This is a genomic window from Saccharospirillum sp. ABV4_185 (genome assembly GCF_056159245.1).
In genome coordinates, this window is record NZ_JBSWUW010000001.1 from 2035193 (window position 1) to 2061595 (window position 26403).

At 55.9% G+C, this 26403-nt stretch carries 26 protein-coding genes; 16 read left to right on the forward strand and 10 right to left on the reverse strand.

Features of this window, described 5'->3' with window-relative positions; genetic code table 11:
- Positions 1-37: 37 nt before the first annotated feature.
- The 4 genes from rpoD to rpsU form a co-directional block, all read right to left on the reverse strand.
- Entirely contained in the window at positions 38-1897 is a 1860-nt protein-coding gene (gene rpoD / locus ACXAE6_RS09500) for an RNA polymerase sigma factor RpoD (protein ID WP_475146776.1), read from the reverse strand.
- A gap of 203 nt (positions 1898-2100) precedes the next feature.
- Positions 2101-3990 carry a DNA primase gene (gene dnaG, locus ACXAE6_RS09505; protein WP_475146780.1) on the reverse strand — a complete coding sequence of 630 codons (1890 nt, stop codon included), beginning with the start codon at positions 3988-3990 and terminating at the stop codon, positions 2101-2103.
- A 299-nt stretch (positions 3991-4289) separates the two neighbouring features.
- Positions 4290-4736, reverse strand: coding sequence for a GatB/YqeY domain-containing protein (locus ACXAE6_RS09510; protein WP_475146784.1), 447 nt, complete (start codon positions 4734-4736; stop codon positions 4290-4292).
- Positions 4737-4778: 42 nt separating this feature from the next.
- Positions 4779-4994 (reverse strand): 30S ribosomal protein S21, encoded by a 216-nt coding sequence (rpsU, locus tag ACXAE6_RS09515; RefSeq protein ID WP_108126214.1) that lies wholly within the window; start codon positions 4992-4994, stop codon positions 4779-4781.
- A gap of 215 nt (positions 4995-5209) precedes the next feature.
- Here rpsU and tsaD point away from each other — a divergent pair, with 215 nt between their 5' ends.
- From tsaD to folK, 3 genes are read left to right on the forward strand one after another with little or no spacing between them, the layout of a single operon-like run.
- On the forward strand, positions 5210-6250 hold the full coding sequence (tsaD, locus tag ACXAE6_RS09520) for a tRNA (adenosine(37)-N6)-threonylcarbamoyltransferase complex transferase subunit TsaD (RefSeq protein WP_475146788.1): 1041 nt from the start codon (positions 5210-5212) through the stop codon (positions 6248-6250).
- Entirely contained in the window at positions 6247-6603 is a 357-nt protein-coding gene (gene folB, locus ACXAE6_RS09525; RefSeq protein ID WP_475146791.1) for a dihydroneopterin aldolase, read from the forward strand. Before tsaD ends, folB begins: the two co-directional genes overlap by 4 nt.
- Entirely contained in the window at positions 6603-7133 is a 531-nt protein-coding gene (gene folK / locus ACXAE6_RS09530) for a 2-amino-4-hydroxy-6-hydroxymethyldihydropteridine diphosphokinase (protein ID WP_475146794.1), read from the forward strand. Before folB ends, folK begins: the two co-directional genes overlap by 1 nt.
- 17 nt (positions 7134-7150) lie before the next feature.
- On the opposite strand, the gene ACXAE6_RS09535 is transcribed toward folK, so the two are convergent.
- Both ACXAE6_RS09535 and ACXAE6_RS09540 read right to left on the reverse strand, forming a co-directional pair.
- Positions 7151-7663 (reverse strand): sugar O-acetyltransferase, encoded by a 513-nt coding sequence (locus ACXAE6_RS09535; protein WP_475146796.1) that lies wholly within the window; start codon positions 7661-7663, stop codon positions 7151-7153.
- 31 nt (positions 7664-7694) lie between these two features.
- Positions 7695-8339, reverse strand: a complete 645-nt coding sequence (locus ACXAE6_RS09540; protein ID WP_475146799.1) for an arylesterase — start codon at positions 8337-8339, stop codon at positions 7695-7697.
- Between ACXAE6_RS09540 and ACXAE6_RS09545 the strand changes: the two genes are divergently transcribed.
- The 7 genes from ACXAE6_RS09545 to ACXAE6_RS09575 all read left to right on the forward strand — a co-directional run bounded on the left by ACXAE6_RS09545 (position 8338) and on the right by ACXAE6_RS09575 (position 17553).
- A complete protein-coding gene (locus tag ACXAE6_RS09545) occupies positions 8338-9042 on the forward strand; it encodes an ABC transporter ATP-binding protein (RefSeq protein WP_475146801.1) in 705 nt (234 codons plus the stop codon). The two genes, ACXAE6_RS09540 and ACXAE6_RS09545, sit on opposite strands and share 2 nt — an antisense overlap.
- Positions 9039-11531, forward strand: coding sequence for an ABC transporter permease (locus ACXAE6_RS09550; protein WP_475146805.1), 2493 nt, complete (start codon positions 9039-9041; stop codon positions 11529-11531). The genes ACXAE6_RS09545 and ACXAE6_RS09550 overlap by 4 nt, the downstream gene beginning before the upstream one ends.
- Positions 11532-11774: 243 nt before the next feature.
- Positions 11775-12398, forward strand: a complete 624-nt coding sequence (locus ACXAE6_RS09555; RefSeq protein WP_475146810.1) for a peroxiredoxin — start codon at positions 11775-11777, stop codon at positions 12396-12398.
- Positions 12399-12910: 512 nt separating this feature from the next.
- Positions 12911-14665 carry a S1 family peptidase gene (locus tag ACXAE6_RS09560; protein ID WP_475146816.1) on the forward strand — a complete coding sequence of 585 codons (1755 nt, stop codon included), beginning with the start codon at positions 12911-12913 and terminating at the stop codon, positions 14663-14665.
- 235 nt (positions 14666-14900) lie between these two features.
- Positions 14901-16274, forward strand: coding sequence for a S1 family peptidase (locus tag ACXAE6_RS09565; protein ID WP_475146822.1), 1374 nt, complete (start codon positions 14901-14903; stop codon positions 16272-16274).
- Positions 16275-16403: 129 nt separating this feature from the next.
- Complete coding sequence (locus ACXAE6_RS09570; protein ID WP_475146826.1) at positions 16404-16958, forward strand: outer membrane beta-barrel protein; 555 nt, start codon at positions 16404-16406, stop codon at positions 16956-16958.
- A gap of 25 nt (positions 16959-16983) precedes the next feature.
- A complete protein-coding gene (locus tag ACXAE6_RS09575) occupies positions 16984-17553 on the forward strand; it encodes a hypothetical protein (RefSeq protein ID WP_475146830.1) in 570 nt (189 codons plus the stop codon).
- A gap of 24 nt (positions 17554-17577) precedes the next feature.
- Here the strand turns inward: ACXAE6_RS09575 and rsgA are convergent, their stop codons facing one another.
- Entirely contained in the window at positions 17578-18594 is a 1017-nt protein-coding gene (gene rsgA / locus ACXAE6_RS09580; RefSeq protein WP_475146836.1) for a small ribosomal subunit biogenesis GTPase RsgA, read from the reverse strand.
- Positions 18595-18666: 72 nt separating this feature from the next.
- On the opposite strand from rsgA, the gene orn reads away from it, so the two are divergent.
- Complete coding sequence (gene orn / locus ACXAE6_RS09585; RefSeq protein ID WP_475146839.1) at positions 18667-19209, forward strand: oligoribonuclease; 543 nt, start codon at positions 18667-18669, stop codon at positions 19207-19209.
- Between the two features lie 26 nt (positions 19210-19235).
- Here orn and ACXAE6_RS09590 read toward each other — a convergent pair whose 3' ends face one another.
- Positions 19236-20120: a LysR family transcriptional regulator gene (locus tag ACXAE6_RS09590; RefSeq protein ID WP_475146844.1), complete on the reverse strand. Its 885-nt coding sequence runs from the start codon at positions 20118-20120 to the stop codon at positions 19236-19238.
- Positions 20121-20244: 124 nt separating this feature from the next.
- On the opposite strand from ACXAE6_RS09590, the gene trxA reads away from it, so the two are divergent.
- The 3 genes from trxA to ACXAE6_RS09605 all read left to right on the forward strand — a co-directional run bounded on the left by trxA (position 20245) and on the right by ACXAE6_RS09605 (position 23933).
- Positions 20245-20571 (forward strand): thioredoxin, encoded by a 327-nt coding sequence (trxA, locus tag ACXAE6_RS09595; protein ID WP_392802078.1) that lies wholly within the window; start codon positions 20245-20247, stop codon positions 20569-20571.
- A 248-nt stretch (positions 20572-20819) separates the two neighbouring features.
- Entirely contained in the window at positions 20820-23432 is a 2613-nt protein-coding gene (locus ACXAE6_RS09600) for an acyl-CoA dehydrogenase (RefSeq protein ID WP_475146851.1), read from the forward strand.
- Between the two features lie 114 nt (positions 23433-23546).
- The gene (locus tag ACXAE6_RS09605) at positions 23547-23933 is read left to right on the forward strand and encodes a DUF1761 domain-containing protein (protein ID WP_475146855.1); all 387 of its coding nucleotides are present in this window, start codon (positions 23547-23549) and stop codon (positions 23931-23933) included.
- A gap of 22 nt (positions 23934-23955) precedes the next feature.
- Here ACXAE6_RS09605 and ACXAE6_RS09610 read toward each other — a convergent pair whose 3' ends face one another.
- Together ACXAE6_RS09610 and rnt are read right to left on the reverse strand one after the other, a co-directional pair.
- Entirely contained in the window at positions 23956-24261 is a 306-nt protein-coding gene (locus ACXAE6_RS09610) for an MTH1187 family thiamine-binding protein (protein ID WP_475146860.1), read from the reverse strand.
- Complete coding sequence (gene rnt, locus ACXAE6_RS09615; protein WP_475146863.1) at positions 24258-24947, reverse strand: ribonuclease T; 690 nt, start codon at positions 24945-24947, stop codon at positions 24258-24260. The genes ACXAE6_RS09610 and rnt overlap by 4 nt, the downstream gene beginning before the upstream one ends.
- Positions 24948-25104: 157 nt before the next feature.
- Here rnt and ACXAE6_RS09620 point away from each other — a divergent pair, with 157 nt between their 5' ends.
- Complete coding sequence (locus ACXAE6_RS09620; RefSeq protein WP_475146868.1) at positions 25105-26055, forward strand: flagellar protein MotY; 951 nt, start codon at positions 25105-25107, stop codon at positions 26053-26055.
- Between the two features lie 29 nt (positions 26056-26084).
- Positions 26085-26387 (forward strand): hypothetical protein, encoded by a 303-nt coding sequence (locus ACXAE6_RS09625; RefSeq protein ID WP_475146872.1) that lies wholly within the window; start codon positions 26085-26087, stop codon positions 26385-26387.
- Positions 26388-26403: the final 16 nt, after the last annotated feature.

Here is a 26403-nt window from a genome sequence, read left to right on the forward strand (position 1 = left end):
CCGGCTCTGGGGCCGGTTTTTTAATCGAGCTGGTGACTTATTCGTCGAGGAAGGAGCGCAAATGATCGCTGCGCGTCGGATGACGCAACTTGCGCAACGCCTTGGCTTCGATCTGACGAATCCGCTCACGGGTCACATCGAACTGCTTACCGACTTCCTCGAGGGTGTGGTCGGTATTCATGTCGATGCCGAAACGCATGCGCAGCACCTTGGCTTCGCGCGCGGTCAGGCCGGACAGCACTTCACGCGTGGCTTCGCGCAGGCCGGTGACGGTGGCCGAATCGATCGGCATTTCCATGGTGTTGTCTTCGATAAAGTCGCCCAGTGAGCTGTCTTCATCGTCGCCGATCGGCGTTTCCAGGGAGATCGGTTCCTTGGAAATTTTCAGCACCTTGCGGATCTTGTCTTCCGGCATTTCCATGCGTTCAGCCAGTTCTTCCGGCGTCGGCTCGCGACCCATTTCCTGCAGCATCTGGCGGGAAATGCGGTTCAGCTTGTTGATGGTCTCGATCATATGCACCGGAATACGAATGGTGCGCGCCTGGTCCGCAATGGAGCGGGTGATGGCCTGACGAATCCACCAGGTGGCGTAGGTCGAGAACTTGTAGCCGCGACGGTATTCGAACTTGTCGACGGCTTTCATCAGGCCGATGTTGCCTTCCTGAATCAGGTCGAGGAACTGCAAACCGCGGTTGGTGTACTTCTTGGCGATGGAGATCACCAGACGCAGGTTGGCTTCCACCATTTCTTTCTTGGCACGGCGCGCACGCGCTTCGCCAATGGAAATACGCCGATGGATGTCCTTGATTTCCGCCAGGGTGATGCCGCTCTGCTTCTGCACATTGCGCAGTTTGCGCTGGGCACGACGCAGTTCGACTTCGTACTTAAAGGCTTCTTCGGCGAAACGGCTGTCTTCGAGCAGGTTGTTGAGCCACTGTTCGTCGGTTTCGTTACCCACGAAGGTGTTCACAAACTCTTTGCGCGGCATCTTCAACTGACGCACACAGATTTGCAGCAGCTTACGTTCCTGGACACGAATGGTGTCGACCACGTCTTTGATCTTATCCAGCGATTCATCGAACTGACGCGGCGCCAGTTTGAAGCAGGAGAAGGTCATGCCCATGGCGTTCAGCGCGTCGTTGGCTTCCTGGCTGTAACGGCCGTGCTTGTCGATCGCCTTGGTGGCGTCTTTGAGCTGTTCGGCCAGCAGGGTGAAACGCTCGCGCGCCAGTTCCGGATCCGGACCGCCTTCGTTGTCGTCGTCATCGCTGTCGGAATCGTCGTCGTCATCGCTGTCATCGTCGCGGCTGTCATCTTTGATGTCAGGCGGGGCGATGGCGTCCGGTGAGTCGGCGGCCGGTTCCGGGTCGGAATCATCCGGGTCCTGGAAGGAGGTGAGGAAGTCGGACAGACGGCCGCCTTCTTCAGTCTGGCTGTTTTCGTAGGTCTGCAGAATGTCTTCGATAACACCCGGATAAAACGCCATGGCCTGCATGACTTCACGGGTGCCTTCTTCGATACGCTTGGCGATAACGATCTCGCCTTCGCGGGTCAGCAGCTCAACGGTGCCCATTTCGCGCATATACATGCGCACTGGGTCGGTGGTGCGGCCGGTGTCGGTTTCCACCGCAGCCAGAGCGGCGGCGGCTTCTTCGGTGGCGTCATCGTCGTCGGTACTGCTTTCATCGTTCATCAGCAGTTGCTCGGCGTCGGGCGCCGATTCAAACACGCTGATGCCGATGTCATTGATCATGGCAATGATGTCTTCTACCTGATCCGGGGAGTTGATTTCCTCCGGCAGGTGATCGTTGACTTCCGCGTAGGTCAGGTAGCCCTGTTCCTTACCGCGGGCGATAAGTTCTTTGAGGCGTGACTGTTGCTGAGATTTTTCAGCCATAGAAACCCTGTCAGTTCAGTAGTGGATCAGGCGGGCGCAAAACAGCCCTACATTTTACCGTAATTCAGGGTGTTAGCCAATTTTTGACCAACACTTTCTCAGGGTCGAAAACGGCTTGGCCCGGTAGCAGCCAAGGCGTTTCGGTGATGAAGTCAGTAAGTCCGCCCTGGCCGAAGTCAGTATCGGTCGGTCTAAACTGCCCATCACAGCTTGCGTTGCTTTTGCAGCTCTAGGAAGCGCTGCTTCTCAGCCTTCGTCAGTGAAGGATCCAGGTTGTTGATGCGCTGTTTCAGCGCCTCATACTCCGCATGCGGAGCCCTCTTTTTAAGGGCGACCAGCAGTTTTTCAAGTTCTGTCCTGGCCAGCTCAGTGGCATCGGTGTTCTCACCTTCCAGAACCCGATGCTCCAGCCACAGATAATCCGAAGCCGCGATGGGCGCCAGGGTCGCGCGCAAACCATGCTGACAAAGATAGTCAAAGGCATGGTAAAGATCGTTGCCGGGCGCTTCTTGCAAAAGCCCGACCACTTGCGTCAGCAGGCTTTTGCCTTCCTGCTCAGGCAGTGTTTCCAGCGCTGCCAGGTCTAGTTCGTGGGCCATTTCCGGATGGCGAATCAGCCAGGCCAGACAGCGATGCACCAGCGAAAAGCGCACGCCCATGCCACTTCTCAGGGCCTGGCTGTTGGCGCCTGCGTCGCGATAGGGCGGCGCCTCGTCATAAGAGCCATAGTCGTCCGGCGGCGGTTGGTCATAGGCCGGCATCGGTTCGGGTTCGGCCGTGGCCGGTTTGATCGGCTTGTAGCTGCGCAGTATCTGCTCGACCGGTAAACCGACCAGGTTTGATAACTGTTGCAGCAGCAATTGATGCAGCACGCCCTCGGGTACCTGGTCGATCCAGCCGCGGGCGATGCTCGCCAAGCGCGCTTTGCCATCCAGGCTAGAGGTATCGGCCTGAGACTGCAGATGTTGAAACAGAAAATCGGGCAGGCTCTGTGCCTGGCGGGCGCGGTGCATAAAGCCGTCGTAACCTTCTTTGCGCACCAGGCTGTCCGGGTCTTCGCCGTCGGGCAGGAACAAAAAGCGCGCTTGCTGGCCGTCGCGGATTTCCGGCAGGGTGTTTTCCAGAGCGCGCAGGGCGGCGCGGCGACCGGCGGCATCGCCGTCGAAGCAGAAGACGATTTCCGGCGTCAGTTTAAACAGCCGCGAGACGTGCGTCTGGCTGGTGGCGGTACCCAGTGTTGCGACGGCATTTTTTACGCCGAACTGCGCCAGCGCCACCACGTCCATATAGCCTTCTACGATGATGATGTTGTCGAAATTGCGCAGCGCCTGACGCGCTTCATAAAGGCCGTAGAGTTCCTGGCCTTTGTGGAAGATCGGTGTTTCCGGACTGTTCAGGTATTTGGGTTTGCCATCGGGCGATAACACCCGGCCACCGAAGGCGATGGTGCGGCCGCGCAGGTCGCGGATTGGGAACATCAGCCGTTCGCGGAAGCGGTCGTATTCGCGACCATTATCGTTGCGAATGGTCATGCCGGTGGCCAGCAACTGGCCGCGGTTTTCGTCGTTGTCGCCAAAATGCTGGATCAGGTTCTGCCAGCCGGCGGGCGCGAAACCGATCTGGTAGCGCTGCACCACCTCTTCGCTGAGGCCGCGATTGAGCACGTATTGCTGCACGTCGCTGGCTTTGGGGTGGTGATACAGCTGGTGAGCGAAATAGTCGCCACAGCTGCTCATCAAATCGTAGAGGCTGCGCTGGCGTTTTTGCCGTTCGCGTTGCTGCGGTGATTGTTCCTCGCGCGGCACGTCGACGCCGGCCAGGCGCGCCAGTTCTTCCACCGCTTCGGGAAACGGCAGGCGTTCGTATTCCTGCAAAAAGCGCAAGGCGGTGCCGGAAGCGCCACAGCCGAAACAGTAATAAAACTGCTTGGCCGGATTGACCGAGAAGGACGGTGATTTTTCGTTGTGAAACGGGCAGCAGGCCCAGTGATCTTTGCCTTTGCGTTTGAGCGGTACGCGCTGACCGATGACTTCGACGATGTCGGTGCGTTCGAGCAGATCGTCAATAAAGTCGTTGGGGATCAGGCCGGCCATGCGTTCCTCAGTTACTTCTCAGTACTTTTCAGTCGCTTTCTTAGTCACTACAGCGTACTTGAAGGGGCACTCAACCGAGTGATGGGTCGGTGGGTGCTGGCTTCGGGGCATCTGCAGCATGGATGCTGCAGTTGAGTCTACAGGGATGTATTTACGACGTCCCCGAAGGTTGCGCGCATCGGCTCATCACGAACCCGATGCAATGTGCTCAAATCGACGGCATAGCATACCGCAAGCTTAAGGGCTTGCCAGTGAGTAGATTTAGAGAATTTAAGAGATGTGGCTGAGCGCAGGAACACTCAACCCAGGCGGGCTTTGATGGTCTTGCTGACCGCGCCCATGTCGGCTCGGCCCTGCAGTTGGGGTTTCAACACACCCATGACCTTGCCCATATCCTGCATGCCGCTGGCGCCGGTCTGGCTGATGGCCTGATCGACCAGGGCGTTGATTTCGTCTTCGCTAAGTGCCGCAGGCAGAAAAGTGGCAATCACCTCCATTTCTTCCCGCTCAACTGCGGCCAGATCGTCTCGATTCGCAGCTTCAAACTGCTGGATGGAATCGCGACGCTGCTTATTCATCTTGTCCAGGACGGCCAAAACTCGGGCATCGTCCAGCTCGATTCGTTCGTCAACCTCGATGCGTTTGAGCTCGGCAAGGATCAGGCGAATGGTGCCAAGGCGCGCCTTTTCTTTGGCACGCATGGCGTCTTTCATTGCTTCGGTGATCGCTTGCTTGAGCTCAGACATCGTCGGTTAACCCACTAGAAACCGGCTTTTAAAAGGTATTGATCAGTAGAGACGGACCAGGCGCTTCTGTTCACGCTGCAACTTCTTGGCGTGACGCTTAACGGCGGCAGCGGCTTTGCGCTGACGAACCCAGGTGGGCTTCTCATAGTGTTCGCGACGACGAACTTCAGACAGCACACCGGCTTTTTCGCAAGAACGCTTGAAACGACGCAATGCGACGTCGAATGGCTCGTTTTCTCTGACTTTTACGCTTGGCATTCAATCAACCTTTGTTTGTGGGTTTGGCCTCAACTCAGGAAATACGGGCGTTTCGCAACCCCCTGAATTTGAGGCGCGCAATTTTACGTCGCCCTCTGCCGGGTGTAAAGCCTGGGTTCCTTTATCGGTGGTGCTTCATTACACTGCGCAGCGCTGTTCCGACCGGAACTAAGACCCTAAACGATGATCCTTAAGTGACTGACTGTGGAGCCCGGATGCGCGTTCTCGGTATCGAAACCTCCTGCGATGAAACCGGTGTTGCCCTCTACGATACGGACAGCGGGCTCTTGTCTCATGCGCTGTTCAGCCAGGTGGCCATGCATGCGCAGTTCGGCGGTGTGGTGCCCGAACTGGCGTCGCGCGACCATATTCGCAAGCTGGTACCGCTGATTCGACAGGCGTTCAAAGAGGCCGATCTGCCCTTTGGCGAAGTCGATGCCGTGGCCTATACCGCCGGTCCCGGCCTGGTCGGTGCCTTGATGGTCGGTGCTTCTCTGGCGCGATCGCTGGCCTGGACCTGGGAAGTACCGGCGCTAGGCGTACATCATATGGAAGGTCACCTGCTGGCGCCGATGCTCGAAGAGAACCCGCCGCGCTTTCCCTTTGTCGCTCTGCTGGTCAGTGGCGGCCATACCCAGTTGGTCGATGTGCGCGGTGTGGGTGAATACCAACTGCTTGGCGAAAGCCTCGACGACGCCGCCGGTGAAGCTTTTGATAAGACCGCCAAGATGATGGGCTTGCCTTATCCCGGTGGCCCGCTGCTGTCGAAACTGGCTGACACCGGCACCCCGGGCGTGTTCGAGTTTCCCCGCCCGATGGTCGACCGGCCGGGCATGGATTTCAGTTTCTCTGGTTTAAAAACTGCCGTACGTCTGACCGTGGCCGAACATGCCGTCGACGAAAGTGTGCCTGAAAACGTCATGGCCGATATCGCCTGTGGCTTTCAGGAGGCGGTGGTCGATACGCTGGTGATTAAATGTCGGCGTGCGCTCAAGGCGACCGGGCATCGCGCGCTGGTGATCGCCGGCGGCGTCAGCGCTAACCGTCGGTTGCGGGAGAAATTGCAGGCCATGGCCGATGATCAGCGCTGCAAGCTGTTTTATCCGCGTTTGGAGTTTTGCACCGATAACGGCGCCATGATCGCCTACGCCGGTGCGCAGCGGTTATTGGCCGGGCAGCATTCGGATTTGTCGATCGACATTAAAGCGCGCTGGCCGTTAGACAGCCTGGAACCCATCGCCGCGGAGTCGTTATGACCGATCGCGTTTTTCTCGAAGGCTTAAAGGTCGAAACGCTGATCGGTGTTTACGACTGGGAACGCGAGATCCGCCAGAACCTCTGGCTGGATTTATCGCTGGCCTACGATTGCGCGCCGGCAGCACAGCATGACGATATCAGCAAGGCGCTCGATTACGACGCTCTGTCGCGCCATATCCGCAGCTGGGCTGCCGAGCAAAGCTTCGAGCTGATCGAAACCTTCGGCGAACGGCTGTGTCAGGAGATTCATCGCTTTGCTGGCATTACCGACATTGAATTACGCATTAATAAAGCTGGCGCTGTGGCCGATTGCCAGGCCGTCGGCATCCGCATAAGGCGAACCTTCCCTTGATGGAAAGAGCTGAGAGTAATGCTGCCGTGGTCGATGTGGCGCTGAGTCTGGGCAGCAATATCGATCGTTACCGTCATATCAGCGGCGCTCTGGATGCGTTGGCTGACGCCTTTGGTGAGCTGCTCTGTTCGCCGGTCTATGAAAGCGAATCGGTCGGTTTCGATGGCAGTCCGTTTTTGAATTCGGTGGTGCTGATTCGCACCGCTAAACCGCTGGCTGAGATAGTGCGTTTGCTCAAACGCATCGAAGACGATCACGGTCGTAATCGCAGCGGCCCCAAATTCAGTCCGCGTACCCTGGATATCGATGTGCTGACTTACGGCGATGTGGTCGGCGAGTTGGATGGCATTGAATTGCCGCGTGCCGAAACTGCCGAGAACGCCTTCGTGCTCAAACCCATGGCGGATATTCTGCCCGACACGCTATTGCCCGGCAGTGAGCAAAGCTACGCTGAGCTGTGGGCGGCCTATCCCAAAGACCGCCAGAAACTCTGGCCGGTTGCTTTCCAATGGCGCGATCAGGCGCTGTAATTCCCTAGCTTTATTACTTACCCAAAAAACCGTTCACCGGCCGCTACATCACGCCGCACCACTGTGTTGGCGGCGATGATGGCATCATCGCCAATGTGGATGCCGGGCAAAACCTTGGCACCTCCTCCAATCCAAACTCGATTGCCGATACGTATTGGCTTGGCGATGCATTCGCCGGCCGCGCGGGCGGTGGCGTCTCTGGGGTGGTCGATGGTGTAGAGGTGAACGCCCGGGCCAAGCAGAACGTCCTCACCAATATGGATGTCGGCGGCGTCGAGCAGAACGCAGTGAAAATTAATGTAGACGTTCCGACCGAGGTGAATCTGGCTGCCATAATCACACTGGAAGCCGGGCTCGATGACGACCTGGTCATGTGCTGCAAAAAGACGCGTGATATGACGCAGATTGCCCTTGCTGGGGTGCGCATTAAAACGCGCGCAGGCCAGGCGGGCGGTTTCGCGGCGCTGGCGTAAATCGGCGTCTTTGGCATCGAAGGGCAAGCCCTCGCGCATGCGCTCGAACTCAGTCATGACCGGCCTCGGTGGCGTTGTAATCTTTCTGTCAAGATGACATTTCGCTCAGGGCAGCGGCGACCAGCGGCCATACATTGTCCAGCACCTGAGGCTGGGCGGCGGCGGTTGGATGCAGGCCATCGTCCTGCATAAGGGCGTCGGTCAGTGCCACGCCTTCGAGCAGGAACGGCAGGTAGCGCAAGTCGAATTGCTCGGCCAGATCGGCGTACTGCTGAAAAAACGGTTCGGTATAACGGCTGCCAAAATTAGGTGGCAATTGAATGCCCAGCAGAATGACCTCGGCGCCAGCGCGCTGGCTCAGTTCAATCATGCGGCTGAGGTTGGTGGTGATGCGCGGTACCGGATAGCCACGCAGGCCATCGTTGGCGCCGAGTTCGAGCAGCACCAGATCCGGCTGATGCTGTTCCAGCAAGGCAGGCAGGCGATCGAGCCCGCCGCGTGAGGTTTCGCCGCTGATGCTGGCGTTGATGACCTGGTGTGAGGTGTCCTGTTGGTCGAGTCGCTGCGCCAGCAAACTGACCCAGCCATCTTCTGGGTCGATGCCATAGCCGGCGCTGAGACTGTCGCCCATCACCAAAAGGGTGGCGGCACGGCTTGGCAGAATGGCAAGAATCAAGACTGCAGCCAGCAGGCTGCGGACAATCCATTTGCTCTGTAGAGAAGTAACGCTCATGACAACGGAATCCAAGGCGATGATCGAGACCCGGCAGCTTAAACAGGAAGTGCCCAGCCGGGAAGGGCGCTTAGTCATCCTTAAAGGCATCGATATGCGCATCGAACGCGGTGAATCGGTGGCCATTGTTGGCGCGTCCGGTTCGGGTAAATCGACACTGCTGGGCATGCTGGCGGGGTTGGATCGGCCGTCCAGTGGTGAAGTCTGGTTGGGCGGTCGCGAGATCACCGCCCTGGATGAAGAACAGCGCGCTTTATTACGTGGCGAGTTGGTCGGTTTTGTGTTCCAGAACTTTCAGTTGTTGCCGTCGCTGACGGCGTTGGAAAACGTCATGCTGCCGTTGGAAGTGAAAGGCGTCAGCGATGCCGAAAAACGCGCGCGTGACTGGTTGCAGCGCGTCGGTCTCGATGGTCGTGAAACCCACTATCCATTGCAATTATCCGGCGGCGAACAACAGCGTGTAGCCGTCGCCCGAGCCTTCGCCAGCGAAGCGCCGATTCTATTTGCCGACGAACCGACCGGCAATCTCGATACCCGAACCGGCGAGACCATCGCCGATCTGTTGTTTGACTTAAACCGCGCCAGCGAGACCACTCTGGTGCTGGTCACTCACGATCCCAAACTCGCCGCGCGTTGCTCGCGACAACTGGAAATGAAAGCCGGTGAGTTGGCTGAGCTTTTCAGTGAGGAGCAGCCAGCGTGAATTTATCGTTAAAACTGCTGTGGCGTGACTGGCGCGGCGGCGAACTCAATGTGCTGATCGCGGCCTTATTAGTGGCCGTGACTACGGTAACCAGCATCGGTTTGTTCACCGATCGCATCCGCAATTCCATCCTCGATGAAACCGGCAGTTTGCTCGCTGCCGATGCGCAGATTCGCGCCGGTTCACGCCAGACCATCGATGACGCCGTGCGCGAACAAGCTCAGGCTGCCGGTCTGCAAACTGCCGACATGGTGACCTTTCAGGCCATGGCTTTCGGTGCCGATGGCAACTTGCAGCTGAGTTCGGTTAAGGCGGTATCCCGTGCCTATCCCCTTAAAGGTGAGGTGGTGTTGGCGGACACTCCTTTCGGTGTGGGTCAAGCGATCACCGAAGGCCCGGCGCCGGGTGAAGCCTGGCTAACTTCGCGCCTGTTTCCGGCGCTTGGCATCAACGTCGGCGATACTATTGGTTTAGGCAATGCGGAGCTGACCGTTACCGCCGCTTTAATCAGCGAACCCGATAGCGCCGGCTCGTTTTTTGGCGTCGGCCCCCGGGTGTTGATCAACGTCGCCGATATCGAAGCGACCGGCGCGGTGCAACTGGGTAGCCGAGTGCGGTATCGGTTATTGCTCAGTGGCGATGTTGCCGATTTTCGTGATCAGTTTGAGCAGCAATTCGGTGACGCCTCTGATCGCCAATATCGTTGGGTCGAACCGAGTGAAGCCAACGACGGCATTACCTCCGCTTTGGAACGCGCGGAAAGTTTTCTGATGCTCGCCGGTTCACTGGGCGTGATGTTGGCCGGCGTTGCCCTGGCGCTGGCATCGCGGCGCTACGCCGATCGTCAGTTGGGTCATGTTGCGTTACTGAAAACGCTCGGTCTGACACCGCGTCGCATCGCCCGACTTTACGCCGGTAATTTGCTGGTGCTGGGTGTGCTGGTGGTCTTTGCTGGTTTGGCGCTGGGTTGGTTTCTGCACTGGGGTTTCCTCGAACTGGCGGGCGACTTGCTGCCACGTGAACTGGAGCCGGCGGGCATTCGGCCATTGTTGATCGGCTTTGTAACCGGTCTGATTTGTTTGCTCGCTTTTGCCTTTCCGCCGGTCTGGGTGTTGCGCCAAACACCACCGGCGCGCGTGCTGCGTTCCGAACTCGAAGGCGGCACGCTCGGCCGCCGCTTAACGCTGGCCCTGGGCGCGGTGGCCGTGGTGGCACTTGTTTGGTTGTACAGCGGTGATCTGTGGTTGACGGCGGCCTTGCTTGGCGGTGGTTTGGTGACTGTTCTCGGCGTCTCGGTATTGGCGGTTTTGCTGATCGCCGTGGTGCGTCGTTATGGCAGTCGTCTGGGCACGACCTGGCGTTTGGGGCTGGCCAGCTTGCAGCGTCACAGTCGGCAAAATGCCTTTCAGATTATGGTGTTTGCCATCGCTCTGATGTTGTTGTTTGTGCTGACGCTGTTGCGCTCGTCGCTTATTGGCGAATGGCAGAATCAATTGCCCGAAGGGGCGCCCAATCATTTCGCCTTTAATTTATTCGAAGATGAGCGCTCCGGTTTTGAAGCCGTGCTCGATAACGCCGGTGTCGATCGTGAACCCTTTTATCCGATGATTCGCGGTCGTCTGACCGCTGTCGATGGCGAGTCAATGGATGATCGTCTGGCGCGATTGCAAACCGATGATGACGACTTCCGCCGCGAACTGAACCTGACCTGGAGCGATAGCCTGGCGGACGACAATGAAATTGTCGCCGGTGACTGGTGGCAGGCGGAAAACGCGGGCCAAACGCGAGTCTCAGTTGAAGAAGATTTTGCCCGTGAGCTGGATGTCGAGGTTGGTGATGAACTGAGTTTCGACATCGGCGGTCAGTCGGTGGTCGCCGAAGTCGCCAGTCTGCGTTCGGTGCAATGGGATTCGATGGCGCCTAACTTCTTTATTATTTTCAATGGCCCGATTCTCGATGGCGCCGGCGCGGCGTATCTGACCAGCTTCTATCTCTCGCCCGAGCAGAAACCCATGCTGGCCGAGTTAATGCGGCAGTACCCGACGGTCACTTTGATTGAAGTGGACGCCATCATCAGCCAGATCCAATCCATCGTCGGCCAGGTTACTGTCGCTGTGGAGTTTATTCTGGCGCTGGTGCTGGTGGCTGGTTTTATCGTGCTGCTTGCCAGCGTCCAGGCAACACTCGATGTGCGGCTGATGGAAAGTGCCATCTTGCGAACGCTGGGCGCGAAAGCAGCGCTGGTTCGCGGTGGTTTATGGATAGAGTTTTCGGCCTTGGGCGCGCTGGCCGGCTTGCTCGGCGCCTTCGGTGCCGAAGCTGCGCTGGCCTATTTCCAGGTGGAGATGCTCAATCTGGAGTGGACGCCGCACACTACTCTTTGGCTGTCTGGCCCGATCATCGGTGCGCTGGTGATTGGCGCCATTGGCGTGGTGTCAACGCGTCGGGTCATTAAGGCACCGCCGATGGTGGTGCTGAAGTCAGTTTGAGCCTTGCAACGTGGATCGGTGCTTGAAGGCGCCGGTCCAAGCCCCCATTCTGTAGTGCGCAGTAAGCCGATGATTGATTGACAGAGTCGAAGATGGTGATAGCTATTTGCTATAACCTTTATAGAGGTCCATGTCATGAGTTGTCATCACAAAGGCCGTATTCTTAGGCTGCATCAATGCATCGGTGATGCCCCGATTTTTTGACCCTAAACACACCATAATTGGATCCGACAGGAGTCTCGTATGAGCGTATTGCTTGGACGTAAAGCCCCCGAATTTGTAGCCCCCGCCGTACTGGGCGATGGCCAGATCGTTGACGACTTTAACTTTGCTGAAACCATCAAAGGCAAATACGCCCTGGTGTTTTTCTATCCGCTGGACTTCACCTTCGTTTGCCCGTCCGAGCTGATCGCTCTGGACCACCGCGTTGAAAAACTGAAAGAACTGGGCGTTGAAGTCATCTCTGTATCCGTTGACTCTCACTTCACCCACAACGCTTGGCGCAACACCCCGATCAACGAAGGCGGCATCGGCAAAGTGAAGTACACCATGGTTGGCGACATGAACCATGACATCTCCAAAGCCTACGGTGTTGAGTCCATCGGTGGCGACAGCTACTACCCCGCCGGCGTTGCTTTCCGTGCGTCTTTCGTGATCGACAAGCAAGGCGTGGTTCGCGCTCAGCACATGAACGACGAACCTATTGGTCGTAACATCGACGAACTGGTGCGCGTTGTTGAAGCGCTGCAATTCTTCGAAGAAAACGGTCACGTCTGCCCGGCTGGCTGGCAGAAAGGCGATGCCGGCATGGTTAACACCCCGGACGGCGTTGCTGAGTATCTGGGTAGCAACTCAGAGAAGCTGTAAGTTTGTTTTAGCTTTTCAACTAAACCCGGCATTAGCCGGGTTTTTTTGCCTGGAACTTTTTATTTAAGGGAATACTGAATTTTATTTTGAGTTTTATCTTCGACAAATAAAGTGTGTTGATGGTGTTCGTGAAAGCTTGTCAGAATTATGACGTTTGAGCAGCTGATGAATTAGGCGTGAATATTTTTGTCGGTATTTTGACTTGGTGGCTTTTTTTAATACTTTTCAGTGGGAGTCGGTTAAAAATTAATTGTTTCGAAGCATAAAAGAAAATCCTTCCGATTCTGCTATAGCTTGGCGGTTTCTCAGTAAGCCATCACTCACTTTGCTTGTTAGCGCTAATTAAAAACCAAGGTTTTTAAATACTAAGGCGCACATCTGTCCGCTTTTGGCGAATTTTTTTCTTTTCATTTTTCCTCGGCTTGGAATACTTCCACACTTTGCCGCCCCTCGGTGCAGGTGGTGGGGACATATTGACTATCCACTGACGGATGTAGTGAGGGGACCCTGTTGTGAAAATTAAGCAGTTTTTCTTGGGCTTGATTGCTTGTTTGGCGATTCAAGGTGTAATGGCTTCGGCGTATGACGGCACATTCGATAGGATCATCGGTGGTGACCCAGTGGCGGGTGACAGCAATAACTATTTTGCGTTAATTGTTTATCCTTATGACGACGGTAACAATTTTTATATCCCTCACTGTGGAGCCTCTTATATTGGTGACGGATTGTTGCTTACCGCTGCGCATTGTCTGCCTATTCCAACTGGACACATTCTTGGTGATGGACCAAGAGTGTATTTATCAAATTCACGTAGTCTTGCATTCTTGGATTGCAATTCGGGTTCAGGTTGTTCACCTACTACAGATGAACCTGTTGGTGGAAGTGGACACTCTTCAGATCCGGATAAAATCATCTCTGGCATACTTAAAAACACGGGTAATACTGGTGATTTTTATCAGATTTCACGTGACAAACACCCCCATGTTCTCTATGGAGTGGGGTCAAGCAAGTCCAATGATATTGCTATTATTCAGTTAACAACTATTCCCACTACTGGCGTTGCTATCGACCCTTTCCCTACGAGTCGCCCTACGGCACCTAGTACGCTGACGGTAATGGGATACGGTAATACCAATTATGACGAAGCGGATGCAGGTAAAGAAGCAGCTACAGACCCCAGTGAATTTCCGATTAATTTGATGTCAGTGGAACTACCATTTGTTTCAGATACTGACTGTGTGTCTGTGTACGGCACGTCGTTTGACGATAACAATATGTTATGTGCTGGTTACGTAGACGGCATGAACGGCACGGATAGAGTGGATTCTTGTCAGGGAGATAGTGGTGGCCCATTGATCTCTGCTGGAAACCAGGTGGTAGGTGTTGTGAGTTTTGGTTATCTCTGTGCTGAAACTTATGGTGTGTATGCAGATACATATAAACTGCGAGGCTGGATCAGCGCTACAAGAAATGAAATAGTAGGGGATTTGGATTTTCCTCCTTTCGTTTCTTTTGGTGTTCAGAGCGGTAAAGCAAAGGGTTTTACCGCTACTAAGATATGGACGATTGAGAACACCAGTACTTCTTCTGTTTTACTTACAGACTTTGATTACACAGGAGTAACCAATTCGGATGCTTTTGAATTTAATGGTTCGACCTGTGGAACCGAATTGGAAGTAGGTGCTAAGTGCGGAGTGACTATTACAGGCACCTTTGATGGTGAAACATCGAAAGCTGAAACCGGGTACTTCACTTTTGAAGCGGATGGCGTTTTTATGCAGGTGGACCTGGCTGGTCGAGCTCAGTTGAGGTCTGGGATTGTCGGTTCTACGAGTGAAAGTTCTTCAAGTAGTTCTTCCTCAGCCGGCTCAGCCGGCTGGCTGGTGTTAGCTCTGGCAGCACTACTGGCATTTACGCGCTTTCAGGCATTGCGTCGTTCTTTATTGGCGGTTATTGCTGGCTCGGTGCTTAGCGCCTGTGCTACCAGTACTTCCACCGCTGATGCTTCTGAGGTGATCTATAACCCAGAGTTCAGTGAGCAAGAGATCGCGTTTGAACTAATGTCGACGGGTTGTACATCGGCGGACGATCTGGCGGTGTCGGTCGATGGTGATATGCTGACCATTGAGCGGTTAAAGAAAGATATGTGCCGTACTACGCCTCATTTGGTGCGGATGGCATTGCCCCTGCCAGAAACCAATAGTAACTGGACGCTGAAAAACCCTGTGGGTGAGTCCAGCCTTCAGGAACAACCAATCCTTAATTGATTGCAGTATCACATCTCTAAATTTTAAGCGGCCTTAGAGCCGCTTTTTGTTTCTTATACTTGCCGTCTGAATAAATAGCATTTGATATCGGTAAAGAGCAAAGCAGTCGTCTTCTTCATCCCACGTTGCGCTTTCTATTGATAGCGCATACCTTTCTGTTGCAAGCCACTTCGGCTGCTTAATATCACCTGTCGTTATATCGCCGGTTTCGGGGCGATGAGAAGGATCTCAAGCGATGATGAAACATGGGCTATGGATAGCTGTTTTTCTACTGTTGTCGTCTTCTGCCAGTGCGCTGGACATCACTCCAAAGATTATTGGTGGGGAGGCAGTGGAGGTTGGTTACGATTTTTATGCTGCGCTTCTGGTACCCCGTTCTTTATCGGGCGACTCCTCCAATGTGGTCTGGTTTCATAGCTGTGGTGGCAGCTATCTGGGGGCTGGCATTGTGCTGTCCGCGGCGCATTGTTTTACCCATTTAAAAGAGGGCGACTCATTCGCTGTTGTGCTGGGGAATCACTCCGGGGAGTACGGTTATGTGCATTGTGCAGGCTCAGGTGATTGCCGTTTGGTGGGGACTGACAGTCCGCAGCCAGGACTCGATTACAAAGGCTATATCGCCATGGAAAAGCTGCCATCTGCTGCTTTCCAGGTGCGTCGCTCCAGTCATACAGTTGCCGTGCACCCGGATTTTCGTTTGGCGACGTTGCGTAACGATGTGGCGCTGATTCGTTTGCCCATGAATGCCGATAGTGTGTTCATCAATCTCTCTATGCGTGGACAATCGACCTTGCTTGCCGATGCGGTTGTCATTGGTCATGGTGACACCCGTAAGTCATTCAATAATGATGTGGCTGAGCCGAGCGCCGTGCTCCAGGCCGTTGCGTTACCCACGGTGTCCGATCGCACCTGTCAAGATGAGTATGCCCGCCTGGCAGGTGACGCTGACTTAATACATGGGCCGTCCATGCTGTGTGCGGGTTTTGCTAACGGGGTAGATCCGACTGACGGCAATAAGCCGAAGGATTCCTGCCAGGGCGATAGTGGCGGTCCCTTGATCTATTATGCGGTTAACGGTTATGAGCAGATTGGCGTTGTCAGCTGGGGTTTGGGCTGCGCTAAATCCTATAGCGTTTATGCCGATATTAAAGAACTGAGACCTTGGATAGTGAATAAGATGAACGAGCGTTCCTGGAGAAAGCAAGGCGGCACGATGTTTTCGAGTGGTTGGTGGGTGTTGTTGTCGTTGCCATTGATGGTGCTGCGCCAGCGCAAGGTATTATTGGCAGGTTTTGTGAGTGGCGTCCTGGCTGGCTGCTCGTCCATGCCCCAGGGCGCGGGTGAGCCCGAAGTGCTGTTCAATCCGGAAGTCACGGCGGAAGGCTTTGAGTTTTCCGTGGTCTCTCATGGCTGTACTGAAGATGATCATCTGTTTTTGCGGGTTGAGGGTAACCGTCTGACGCTGTTGCGCACGCAAAAAGACCTGTGTCGTACCTCGCCTCAGATGCTGCGTTTTGTGATGCCGTTGCCGATCTCCGACAACGTTTGGCAGATCGAAAATCCGGTGCGTTATTCCAATCGGGTGGGTCACGGCGCGGCGCCGCTATGAAACCATGCTGAGGGTTGCGGACAGATCCGACACCTTTTGTCGGCATCGGTCATTGCATGCCTTTGGCAATACCGTAAGATTCCAGACAGGTCGCTTTGAGCCGTAGTGACACTTTATGGAAGGTCTCCAGTGGTAAAACGAATTCTCTTGGCGTTGCTTGTTTTGAGTAGCGCATCAGCCTATGCCGAGCGCAACGATATTCTGGTGGGTCTTGGTATTGGCTTGGGGCCATCCGATGCCGATTTCTCCAGTACCGGTTCGGATATTACCGTTTATGAACGTCCCATCTTCATGACGTCCTTTAAGTTGGGCGGCATGTTCTCGCCTCAGCACGCCTTGTATTACCAATATCGCCTCGGCTTTTTCCGCTTCGACCGTTCCGATTGGGAGGATGGCGCCCGGGGTGTCAGCTCTTTTTCTGGTCTGGGTTACACCTATTTTCTGAATCCGACGGTCGGCTCTCCTTATGTTGAGGCGGCTATGGGCATGAGTCGTGTTGCGCTGTCGCAGGAGTTCAGCGAGGGCGACGCTGAAGGTTTCGGTTTCCTGGTGGGGGCGGGTAATGAGTTCAGTGAGAACCTGCATATGGGCGCTGTGTTGGACGTCAGTGACACCATTAATCGCTCAAGCCGGGAAGGGTTGTTGTTGAAGACATTCACTTTCCAGTTGGAATATAAATTTTGAGCCTGCGTTCGGGGATGTTGTATCGATGATCAAAAAGATCGTTTTAATCGTTGCAGGTTGCCTGCTCGTCAGTCAGGCCAATGCCGAGCGCAATGAGTTAGTGCTGAATCTGGGCTTGGGTTATGGCATCAACAATCAGAGTGTTTCTACCTGGGATGTTGAAAATCAGCCGGCGGCATCCAGTGATGGCCTGGTAGGGCGGGTTAAAGTGGGAGTGATGACGACGCCGGTCGATGCGCTCTTTGTGTTCGGGCAGGCTTCTCGCATGAGTTATGACAACCAGGAAGCGAACATTGATACCGCGACCCTGGGTCTCCTCGGTGTGGGTTATACCCATTATCTGGAGTCGGATATCGGTTCGCCTTTCTTTTCATTGGGCGTCGCTCTGAGTCGATTTGACGCCGATAATGGTAACGACCCTATCGTCAACACCGGCCAGGCGTTTTTGCTCGAAACCGGTTATGAAGCGAATGATCACTTGCAGCTGAGTTCGATTTTTATGATGTCGCGGATGACGGACCGTGATTGGTACGACGACAATTTTGTCGACGTTGCCAACACCTCGGTCATCTTCAATATTGAGTTGAAACTCTAGCGGCGGTTTATTCCGCTTATTCCGTCAGCGCGGTTCTTCGCGCATCGATACTTCATCCAGCGAATCCCGGATTGCCAGAAAGCTCTCGTAACGTCGTTGCGAGAGCGTGCCATCTGCGACCGCCTGACGCACCGCGCAGCCCGGTTCACTCTTGTGATTGCAATCGCGGAATTTGCATTGGCCGGCTGAATTGGCCAGTTCCGGAAAGCCGGCGAGCAGGCTGTCGGCGTCGACGTGCCAGAGGCCAAATTCACGGATGCCGGGGCTGTCGATCAAGTCGCCGCCACCGGGAATGTGATACAGCTTGGCGGTGGTGGTGGTGTGTCGGCCTTTGCCGGTGGCTTCGGAAATATCACCGACTTTAATCACTTCTTCCGGTAATAAAGTGGCAATGATGGACGATTTCCCGACACCCGATTGCCCGACAAAAACCGAGTTACCCGTCGCCACCAATTGCCGGATTTCCGCCATACCCGCTTCGGTCTGGGCGGAAAGCGCGTGGGTTTCGTAGCCGAGGTTTTGGTATTCACGCAGTTCGTCGCGCATTTCCGGCGCCTGGTCCAGGCAGTCGATTTTGTTCAGTACGATGATCGGGTGGATGTCGTGGTGCGCAGCGGCGACTAAGTAGCGATCAATCAGGTTGGCCGGCGTTCTCGGGCTGGGTGCGGCGACGATGATGATGCGGTCGACATTGGCGGCGACCGGGCGCATCTGGCCGCGGCTGTCGGGACGACCCAGTTCGCTGCGTCTGGGCTGGCAGGCGGTGATAACGCCGCTGTTGTTGTCGTCCGGTTGCCACAGCACCAGATCGCCTGTGACCAGCGCCGGCAGGTTGGTGCGTTTGTGGCAACGGGTGCGCTGGCCGTCATCGCTTTCCACATCGGTGGTGATGCCATAGTGACTGACCACCAGACCGGGGCGGGCGTCGCCGAGCGCGCTTTCATCGATGGTGGCTTCTTTTTTCTGCGCGCGCGACAGGCGTTCATCCTGAACTTTGCGAATGCGGAATTGTTGCTGGCGGGACAGTTTGCGTTTGCTCATGAATCGACGTGAAGGCTCAGGCGCTATACTCTGCGTCTATTCTACACGTCCACCGGAACAAAGGTTGAATGCATGGATAAACAAACGAATCTGATTTGGGTTGATCTGGAAATGACCGGCCTGGATCCGGACACTGATCGCATCCTGGAAATCGCCACGGTGGTCACCGATAAAGATCTTAATGTGCTGGCCGAAGGGCCGACGCTGGTGGTGCATCAGAGCGATGCGCTGCTCGATGGTATGGACGAATGGTGCACCACTCATCATGGTCAGTCCGGTTTAACACAGCGCGTTAAAGACAGTAACTTAAGCGAAGCAGCAGTGGAACAGCAGACGCTCGATTTTCTCAATGAATGGGTAGAGCCGGGCGCATCACCGCTGTGTGGCAATTCCATCTGGCAGGATCGGCGTTTTCTGATTCGTTATATGCCCAAGCTCGACAGCTACTGCCACTACCGCAATATCGATGTTTCGACGTTAAAAGAACTGGCGCGACGTTGGCGGCCGGACGTGTTGGACGGCGTGCATAAAAAAGGCAGCCATCGCGCGCTGGATGATATTCTCGATTCCATCAACGAACTGCGGCATTACCGCGAGACCTTCTTGAAAGCCTGACCTGAAAGTCTGAGCCATCAGGCCGGTTACAGTACGCTGTACAGCCGGCCGATGTGGTTCTGGAAATGATCGAGAAACAGTCGGGTTTTTAACGGCAATTCGCGGCTGCGGTAAATCACCGTCAGTTGCTGCGCCACCGGCTGGCCTTCCAGCTTGACCTCCAACAGCGCGCCACGGCGCACAAAAGGCTCGGCCTGGTAGCGCGCCAGCCGGGCCAGGCCCAGACCGCGTATCGCCGCCTGCAATTGCATGTCCGGGCTGTTCAACACCAGCCGACCCGTTACCGCTACCGATTCAACACCCTGGCCTTTGCGAAACGACCACTGGGTCTCACCGGCCTGCAAAATACAGCGGCAGCGTGCCAGGTCACTCAGTTGAGTGGGTTGCTGATCGCTGCAATGACGCGCCAGAAACAAACCCTGAGGAATGCTCATCAGGGTGCGGGCGATCCACTCACTCGGTGGCAGCGGGTTATCGTGCAGCACAAATTGCAGGTCGTAATCCGGCGAGGGTGCCGGGAACAGGCCGCTGTATTGAGTGCAACTGAGGCTGATGTCCGGGTAGCGCTGCAGGAACTCGCTGATCAGTTCGCCCATCTGGGTGGTGAACAGTTCCTGCGGCATCTGGATCGCCAGCCGGCCTTTGGGCTGACGCTGGTAGGCGCGTACCGAATCCTGAATATCATCGAGTTCTTCGATGTAGGGCGTGGCGCTGTCGAACAGCATTTGGCCGGCCTCGGTTAAATCCAGCCGGCGCGTTGAGCGCTCCAGCAGTTTGACGCCCAACTGCTCTTCGAATTGACGCAGATGGCGGCTCAGCGTCGATTTGGGTACCCCGCGTTTGTCGGCGGCGCCGGTGATGCTGCCGGCTTTGACGGTATCGATAAAGAGGGACAGGCCGTCCAGATCCATAAAAGCTGCTCCGATTGATTGTGCCAAATATGGCACAAAGAAGCTCAAAATTCATGGCTAGTATCAAATGGGATCGCACCTATCATAGGCGGTGTCAAAGTTAGTCATTCAAGGAAACAACATTATGTCTGCTGTAACCATGCTGAACGCTGAACAATTCGCCCAGTCTGTTGAAGGCGGTGAAGGCCTGACTTTGGTCGATTTCTACGCCGACTGGTGCGGTCCATGCAAAATGATCGCTCCTGTTCTGGAAGACCTGGCTGGTGAATACGACGGCAAGGTCACCATCGTTAAGCTCGATGCCGACGCTCATCCGGAAGTACTGTCCAAGTACGGTGTTCGTGGTCTGCCGACGCTGATGATGTTCGAAAACGGTAAGCCGGTCGGTACTCGTGTTGGCGCTCAACCCGCCAGCGCGCTGAAAACTTTCATTGGTGAGCACGCTTCCTGATTCCCCTTTTCCCAGGGAGCAGCGGGCTTTTTCCCGGCCCGCACATTTCTAGCCCGGCTTTATGCCGGGCATTTTTTTGTCTGCGGTTTTTGTATTCAACAAGAGTCGGTTTGGGTGTTTTTTATTGCGCTGAAGTCAACAACCGTTAAAAAAATCTCCTAGTATTGGCATCTGAGTCCGTAAATCGATACGTTTTCAAACAGTTGTTTGGTTTACTGTGACAAGTGTTTTTTAACCGGGAGATCCTTATGAACCATTTACTGGTGTTGATCCTCGCTGTGGTGGTGATGCTGGCGGTGTTGCGGCGTGAGCCGGGCGCGTTGGTGTCGGTCATCACCCTGGCGGTCCTGACGGTTGTCGCTTTCGTGTTGGGCAGTCCGTTGCTGGGCTTGTTGTACGCCCTGATCGCTGCGGCCGTGGCCTTTGCCGGTCTGCCGCAATTGCGGCGCAGCTGGCTGACGCCCAAGTTGTTCGCCTTTTTCAAGCAAGTAGCGCCGCGTGTGTCGCAAACCGAGCGCGTTGCTTTGGAAGCCGGCACCGTCTTCTGGGACGGTCAGTTGTTCTCCGGCCAGCCGCGTTGGCAACAGTTGCTGGGTCAGCGTAATCCGGGGTTAAGCGAACGTGAGCAGGCGTTTATCGATAAGCAGTGCGATCACGTCACCGGCCTGGTCAATGCCTGGGAAGTTGCCGTTGAGCAAGCCGATTTGCCGGAAGCGGTATGGGATTACCTGAAGAAAGAAAAATTCTTCGGCATGATCATCCCCGAGGAATATGGCGGTCTGGGTTTTTCTGCCAAGGCGCAATCGGCAGTGCTGCAAAAGCTGTCGTTAAACGAAACTTTGATGGTCGTTGTCGGCGTGCCCAACTCTCTGGGCCCAGGCGAGTTGCTGCTGAAATACGGCACTGAAGAGCAGAAGAATCATTACCTGCCGCGTCTGGCCGATGGTCGTGAAGTGCCTTGCTTCGGTCTGACCGGTCCGCGCGCCGGTTCCGATGCCACTTCAATCCCCGATACCGGCATCGTCTGCAAAGGCATGCACAACGGCAAGGAAGTGGTCGGTGTGCGGCTGAATTTTGAAAAACGCTGGATCACCCTGGCGCCGGTCGCCACTGTGGTCGGTCTGGCATTCCGGATGTTCGACCCGGATAAACTGCTCGGCGATGTTGAAGACATCGGCATCAGTTGCGCACTGATTCCGCGCGACACTGACGGCATGGAAATCGGTCGTCGTCACTGCCCGATCGGCAGCCCCTTTATGAACGGCCCGATCAAAGGCAAGGATGTATTTATCCCGCTGGAGTATTTGATCGGCGGCGCCGAAATGGCCGGCCAGGGCTGGCGCATGCTGGTCGAATGTCTGTCGGTGGGTCGTTGCATTACCTTGCCGTCTGGCGCGTCCGGAACCGGTCGTTATATGGCCGGTCTGGCCGGTGGCTTTACGCGCATTCGTCGTCAGTTCAATACGCCGGTGGCGGAAATGGAAGGCGTTAAAGTGCCGTTGGCGCGCATTGCAGCCATGGGTTACATCGCCCGGGCGACGGTGGCGCATACCGCCAATATGATCGATAACGGCCAGAAACCGGCGGTGCCCTCGACCATTCTGAAAAGTCAGTTGACCGAGTTCCAACGTCAGATGGTGACCGATGCCATGGACGTTCATGGTGGCAAAACCGTCACTCTGGGTCCGCGTAACTATTTAGGCATTGGTTATTCGGCGACAGCGGTGTCGATCACTGTTGAAGGCGCCAACATCATGACCCGCAGTCTGATGGTGTTCGGCCAGGGCGCGATTCGTTGTCATCCCTATGTGCTCGATGAGCTGGCGGCCAAAGACGCCGATGACATCAAAGCCTTCGACAAAGCCATCTTTGGCCATTTGGGCATGGTCGCTGGCAACGTGGCGCGTTCGTTCAGCGCAGCGCTGGGTGTACCGACGGGTAGCAATCCGTTCAATGGCGAGGCTGCACGCTATGCGCGCGCTGTAAACCGCTTCAGCGCCTCGTTCAGTCTGATGGCGGATGTCGCCATGGGCACGCTCGGCGGTTCGTTGAAGCTGCGTGAAATGCTCTCGGCGCGGCTCGGTGATGTGCTGTCGAATCTGTACATGACGTCGATGGTGCTCAAGCAATGGCAGGAAGGTCGCAAGGTGCCGGGTGAAGAAGCGCTGATGCGTTATTCCTGTGAATTCCTGTTGCACCGTGCTGAACTGGCGCTGGATGAAGTGCTGCACAATCTGCCTAACCGTTGGGTGGCGCGGGCGGTGCGTCCGGTGGTCTTGCCGCTCGGTCGTCGCTGGCATATGCCGGCGGACCGGCTGACCTCGGAAATCGCTCACGATGTATCGACCGATTCCAAGCTGCGCGCTTATCTGCTCGAAGACACCTGGCAGACGCAGAGCAAAGGTCAGTACAGCAATCCGGTCGCGCGTTATAACGCCTTGCTGAAGGATAATGAGCGCGCCACCGATCTGTACCGCACCATCGACAAGGCCTACGCCAAAGGTCAGTTGCCGATGACGGCGCTGCACCCGGAGCAGCGTTTTGAAGAGGCGTTGAAGGCCAAGCTGATCAGCCAGGATGATCGTGACTTTATGGTTGCTTACGAAGCCGAGGTGCTCGACTTACTGACGGTCGATGACTTTGCCTTCGACGAACTGGCGCGCGATCAATCCAAGGTGGTGTGGCACAACGGCAAGCCCAAGTCTGCTGCCAAGGCACCGGCGAAAGCCAAAGCAAAGGCAGCGCCAAAAGCAAAAGCCAAGGCGAAGTCCAAGGCCAAGACGGATGCCAGCGCCACCACAACGGCGCGCAGTACCTCCGAGAAGAGTACGGACAGTTCATCCTCGAACGAGACCAGCTAAGCCGCTGCGTACCCGGCGGTGGCGTTGCCTGAACGGCACGCTGCCGCCACTTCCCTTTCCTCCGTTTTATCTCCTATGCTGGCAGCATTGTTTTGCTGACCGGGAAGCTTTGTCATGGTGATGGATATTGTCGCAGTCGTATTGGCCACGGTTGTCGGTATGGGCGTTGGCGCTTTGTGGTACGGCCCTCTGTTGGGTGAGGAATGGCGTCAGGCAGCGGGTGTGACTTTGGAGCAGGTACAACAGTCCAATTTTAAACTGATGATGGGCGCGACCGTCGGGCTCGAATTGATCATGGCGATTTTCTTCGAACTGGCGGCACGGGATGACACTGTGATGCACGGTGTGCAATTGGGTTGTTTGACGGCGCTGTTTTTTGCGCTGGCACTGGCCGTGCACTATCTGTTCGAGCACCGACCGATGCGGCTCTATCTGATCAACGTTGGCCACACCAGCCTGGTGTTTATTCTGATGGGCGCGATCTGCGGCTTTTTACGCTAGGAAGGCGCTAGCAGGACGCTGATCAGTCTTTGGCGAGGCGGTCAAGCACAGCGTTTTTCTTGTCGGCGAAGGTCTGTTCTTTATCGCTGCGGGTGCCGACTTTAATGGTCGAACTCAAACGCGTGACACCGGCTTCATGCAGTTCCTGATGGCAGGCCTTGATGGCGGCGAAGACCTCGTCCCAGTCGCCATACAAGGTGGTGCCGTAGGCGTGCAGTTCGGTGTCGATAGCAAAGCGCGCCAGAATCCGCTGGCACTGGGCAATTTCATCGGCCACTGACACGCCTGCGCCGATAGGAATAACACACAAATCAGCCATGCATTTCATGAACCATGCTCCTGATCCATAGCGTCCATCGCATCGGCCATTGTCGCCGGCTCTTCAAACAGCGGCCAGCCACCGAGTTTTTTCCACCGATTCACCATTTCGCAGAACAGCTCTGCCGTCTTGCGGGTGTCGTATTCGGCACTGTGGGCTTCGCGGTCGTTAAAGTCGATGCCAGCCGTAGTGCAGGCTTTTTTCAGCACCGTCTGACCGAAAACCAACCCGGCCAGTGCCGAGGTATCGAAGGTGGAAAACGGATGGAACGGATTGCGTTTAAGGTTGGCGCGATTGGCCGCGGCCATCATAAAAGAATGATCGAAGGTAGCGTTGTGACCCACCAAAATAGCGCGCTTGCATTCGGTTTCTTTAATGCCACGACGCACCATTTTAAAGATGCTGGTCAGGGCGGTGCTTTCGTCGACGGCCTCGCGCAGCGGGTTATCCGGATCGATACCGGTAAACTCCAGCGCAGCCGGTTCCAGGTTGGCGCCGGCAAAGGGTTCAACGTTGAAGAACTGGATTTCATCCGGTTGCAGCCAGCCTTCGTTATCCATGCGTAAGGTCATGGCTGCCACTTCCAGCAGGGCATCGGTCTGGGCATTGAAGCCGGCGGTTTCAACGTCAATAACAACAGGGTAGTAGCCACGAAAACGCTGCGATAGCAGCCAGTGGGCATCGGGGTGCGACACGCGCGCTCCACTCCAGGGGTTTGTCGGTCATCTTAATGAAGTAGCTTGCTATGGCAAGGAAACTGATGGTCCGGCCGATAACCTCATCAAGACTGGCAAAGGCTTTGCTATAGCCAATAATAATCCGCACAGAACGACCGTAAGACGAGGAAATTCCATGAACGGACGGCAACGATTGGCCCGGTGGCGGCGCACGGCGGCGAGAACTCGCCGTTTCAGCGTGTGGCTGATGCTGGCCAGCCTGACGTTGACCAGCCAGGCAGTCACCTTCGGTACCGGCATGACCGATACCGACTGGGTGTCTGAAGGCAACGAATTCTACTGCAAATTCATGCAGCCGATTCCCAATTACGGCATGGCGGTTTTCTTTCAGGAAGCCGGCCGGGAGCTGGAATTTTATCTGGAAGTGTCGCGCAATTTGATGGCCGAAGGCGAAGCGGCGATCACCATCGAAGCGCCGGAATGGCGTTCCAGTGCGCTGACCTCGGCGCTCGGTTATACCCGGGTGCGTGAGCGGTTGATTCCGTTGCGGGTCGAACCGGACCGGGCGCGGCGCATGATGGCCGAGCTCGGTAATGGCATGTCGCCGACGCTGACCCGCCAGGCCAAGTACCGCTCCGAGCCGGTGCGGGTGCGGCTGTCACCGGTCGATTTCAAACAGTTTTATCCGCAGTACCTGGCCTGTTCGGCGGGCCTGCTGCCGGTGAATTTCGCGCAGATTGAACGTACCACTGTGCTCTATCCGCCGGGCCAGGATTATTTAACGCCCCAGGGCGAATCCATCCTCGATGACATGATCACCTACATCGAGGCCGATCCCTTTATTTTGTCGCTGTCGGTCGTCGGCCACAGCGATAACCAGGGCACCCGCTACGAAAACCGGCGGCTGTCGGAGCGTCGCGCCAATCTGGTGACCGATTATCTGGTCGAACACGGCATCGAACCAGGCATGATCGAAACCGATTATCAGGGCGACCGCTATCCGGTGGCCAGCAACGAGACCGTCGCCGGCCGTAACGCCAACCGTCGTACCACCATTCTGGTGCGACGACTGGAAGACCAACCCAATGATCCGCTCGACGGCCTGCCGGATTTTGAAGCGCGCTGAACGATTGCAGTAATGGAGAACGAGACTACATGACGACCCCTGCCGTGGAACTGACCAAAGACCGCCTGATATACCGCCGTGGCCTGCAAGCCAAGACCGAGCTGGATATGGCGGACCTGGAAGAAGTGGCCGTGATGGCCAATAACGACCTGTGCTATTGGCACCTGCGCACCCGCACGCGCGGTGAGGCGCTGGTACCGGTCGGCATTCCCGGCGAAGCCCAGATTCGCCAGTATATGTCGCGCTGGCGCGGCTTCGATTACGACGCCCTGGTGCGCTTTGTCAGCGAGCCGCCGGCAAGCGGCAGCCTGCGCTTATGGCCGTTAATCTGACCTCTTTTGCGGGCTT

Bases quoted from the DNA above. Each gene is read 5' to 3' on its own strand.
- rpoD (WP_475146776.1), bottom strand. From the start codon at position 1,897: ATGGCTGAAAAATCTCAGCAACAGTCACGCCTCAAAGAACTTATCGCC.
- rpsU (WP_108126214.1), bottom strand. From the start codon at position 4,994: ATGCCAAGCGTAAAAGTCAGAGAAAACGAGCCATTCGACGTCGCATTG.
- folB (WP_475146791.1), top strand. From the start codon at position 6,247: ATGACCGATCGCGTTTTTCTCGAAGGCTTAAAGGTCGAAACGCTGATC.
- ACXAE6_RS09625 (WP_475146872.1), top strand. From the start codon at position 26,085: ATGACGACCCCTGCCGTGGAACTGACCAAAGACCGCCTGATATACCGC.
- trxA (WP_392802078.1), top strand. From the start codon at position 20,245: ATGTCTGCTGTAACCATGCTGAACGCTGAACAATTCGCCCAGTCTGTT.
- ACXAE6_RS09610 (WP_475146860.1), bottom strand. From the start codon at position 24,261: ATGAAATGCATGGCTGATTTGTGTGTTATTCCTATCGGCGCAGGCGTG.
- ACXAE6_RS09565 (WP_475146822.1), top strand. From the start codon at position 14,901: ATGATGAAACATGGGCTATGGATAGCTGTTTTTCTACTGTTGTCGTCT.
- tsaD (WP_475146788.1), top strand. From the start codon at position 5,210: ATGCGCGTTCTCGGTATCGAAACCTCCTGCGATGAAACCGGTGTTGCC.
- dnaG (WP_475146780.1), bottom strand. From the start codon at position 3,990: ATGGCCGGCCTGATCCCCAACGACTTTATTGACGATCTGCTCGAACGC.
- rsgA (WP_475146836.1), bottom strand. From the start codon at position 18,594: ATGAGCAAACGCAAACTGTCCCGCCAGCAACAATTCCGCATTCGCAAA.
- ACXAE6_RS09605 (WP_475146855.1), top strand. From the start codon at position 23,547: ATGGTGATGGATATTGTCGCAGTCGTATTGGCCACGGTTGTCGGTATG.
- ACXAE6_RS09600 (WP_475146851.1), top strand. From the start codon at position 20,820: ATGAACCATTTACTGGTGTTGATCCTCGCTGTGGTGGTGATGCTGGCG.
- orn (WP_475146839.1), top strand. From the start codon at position 18,667: ATGGATAAACAAACGAATCTGATTTGGGTTGATCTGGAAATGACCGGC.
- ACXAE6_RS09575 (WP_475146830.1), top strand. From the start codon at position 16,984: ATGATCAAAAAGATCGTTTTAATCGTTGCAGGTTGCCTGCTCGTCAGT.
- ACXAE6_RS09590 (WP_475146844.1), bottom strand. From the start codon at position 20,120: ATGGATCTGGACGGCCTGTCCCTCTTTATCGATACCGTCAAAGCCGGC.
- ACXAE6_RS09555 (WP_475146810.1), top strand. From the start codon at position 11,775: ATGAGCGTATTGCTTGGACGTAAAGCCCCCGAATTTGTAGCCCCCGCC.
- ACXAE6_RS09540 (WP_475146799.1), bottom strand. From the start codon at position 8,339: ATGAGCGTTACTTCTCTACAGAGCAAATGGATTGTCCGCAGCCTGCTG.
- ACXAE6_RS09545 (WP_475146801.1), top strand. From the start codon at position 8,338: ATGACAACGGAATCCAAGGCGATGATCGAGACCCGGCAGCTTAAACAG.
- ACXAE6_RS09620 (WP_475146868.1), top strand. From the start codon at position 25,105: ATGAACGGACGGCAACGATTGGCCCGGTGGCGGCGCACGGCGGCGAGA.
- ACXAE6_RS09510 (WP_475146784.1), bottom strand. From the start codon at position 4,736: ATGTCTGAGCTCAAGCAAGCGATCACCGAAGCAATGAAAGACGCCATG.
- ACXAE6_RS09535 (WP_475146796.1), bottom strand. From the start codon at position 7,663: ATGACTGAGTTCGAGCGCATGCGCGAGGGCTTGCCCTTCGATGCCAAA.
- folK (WP_475146794.1), top strand. From the start codon at position 6,603: ATGGAAAGAGCTGAGAGTAATGCTGCCGTGGTCGATGTGGCGCTGAGT.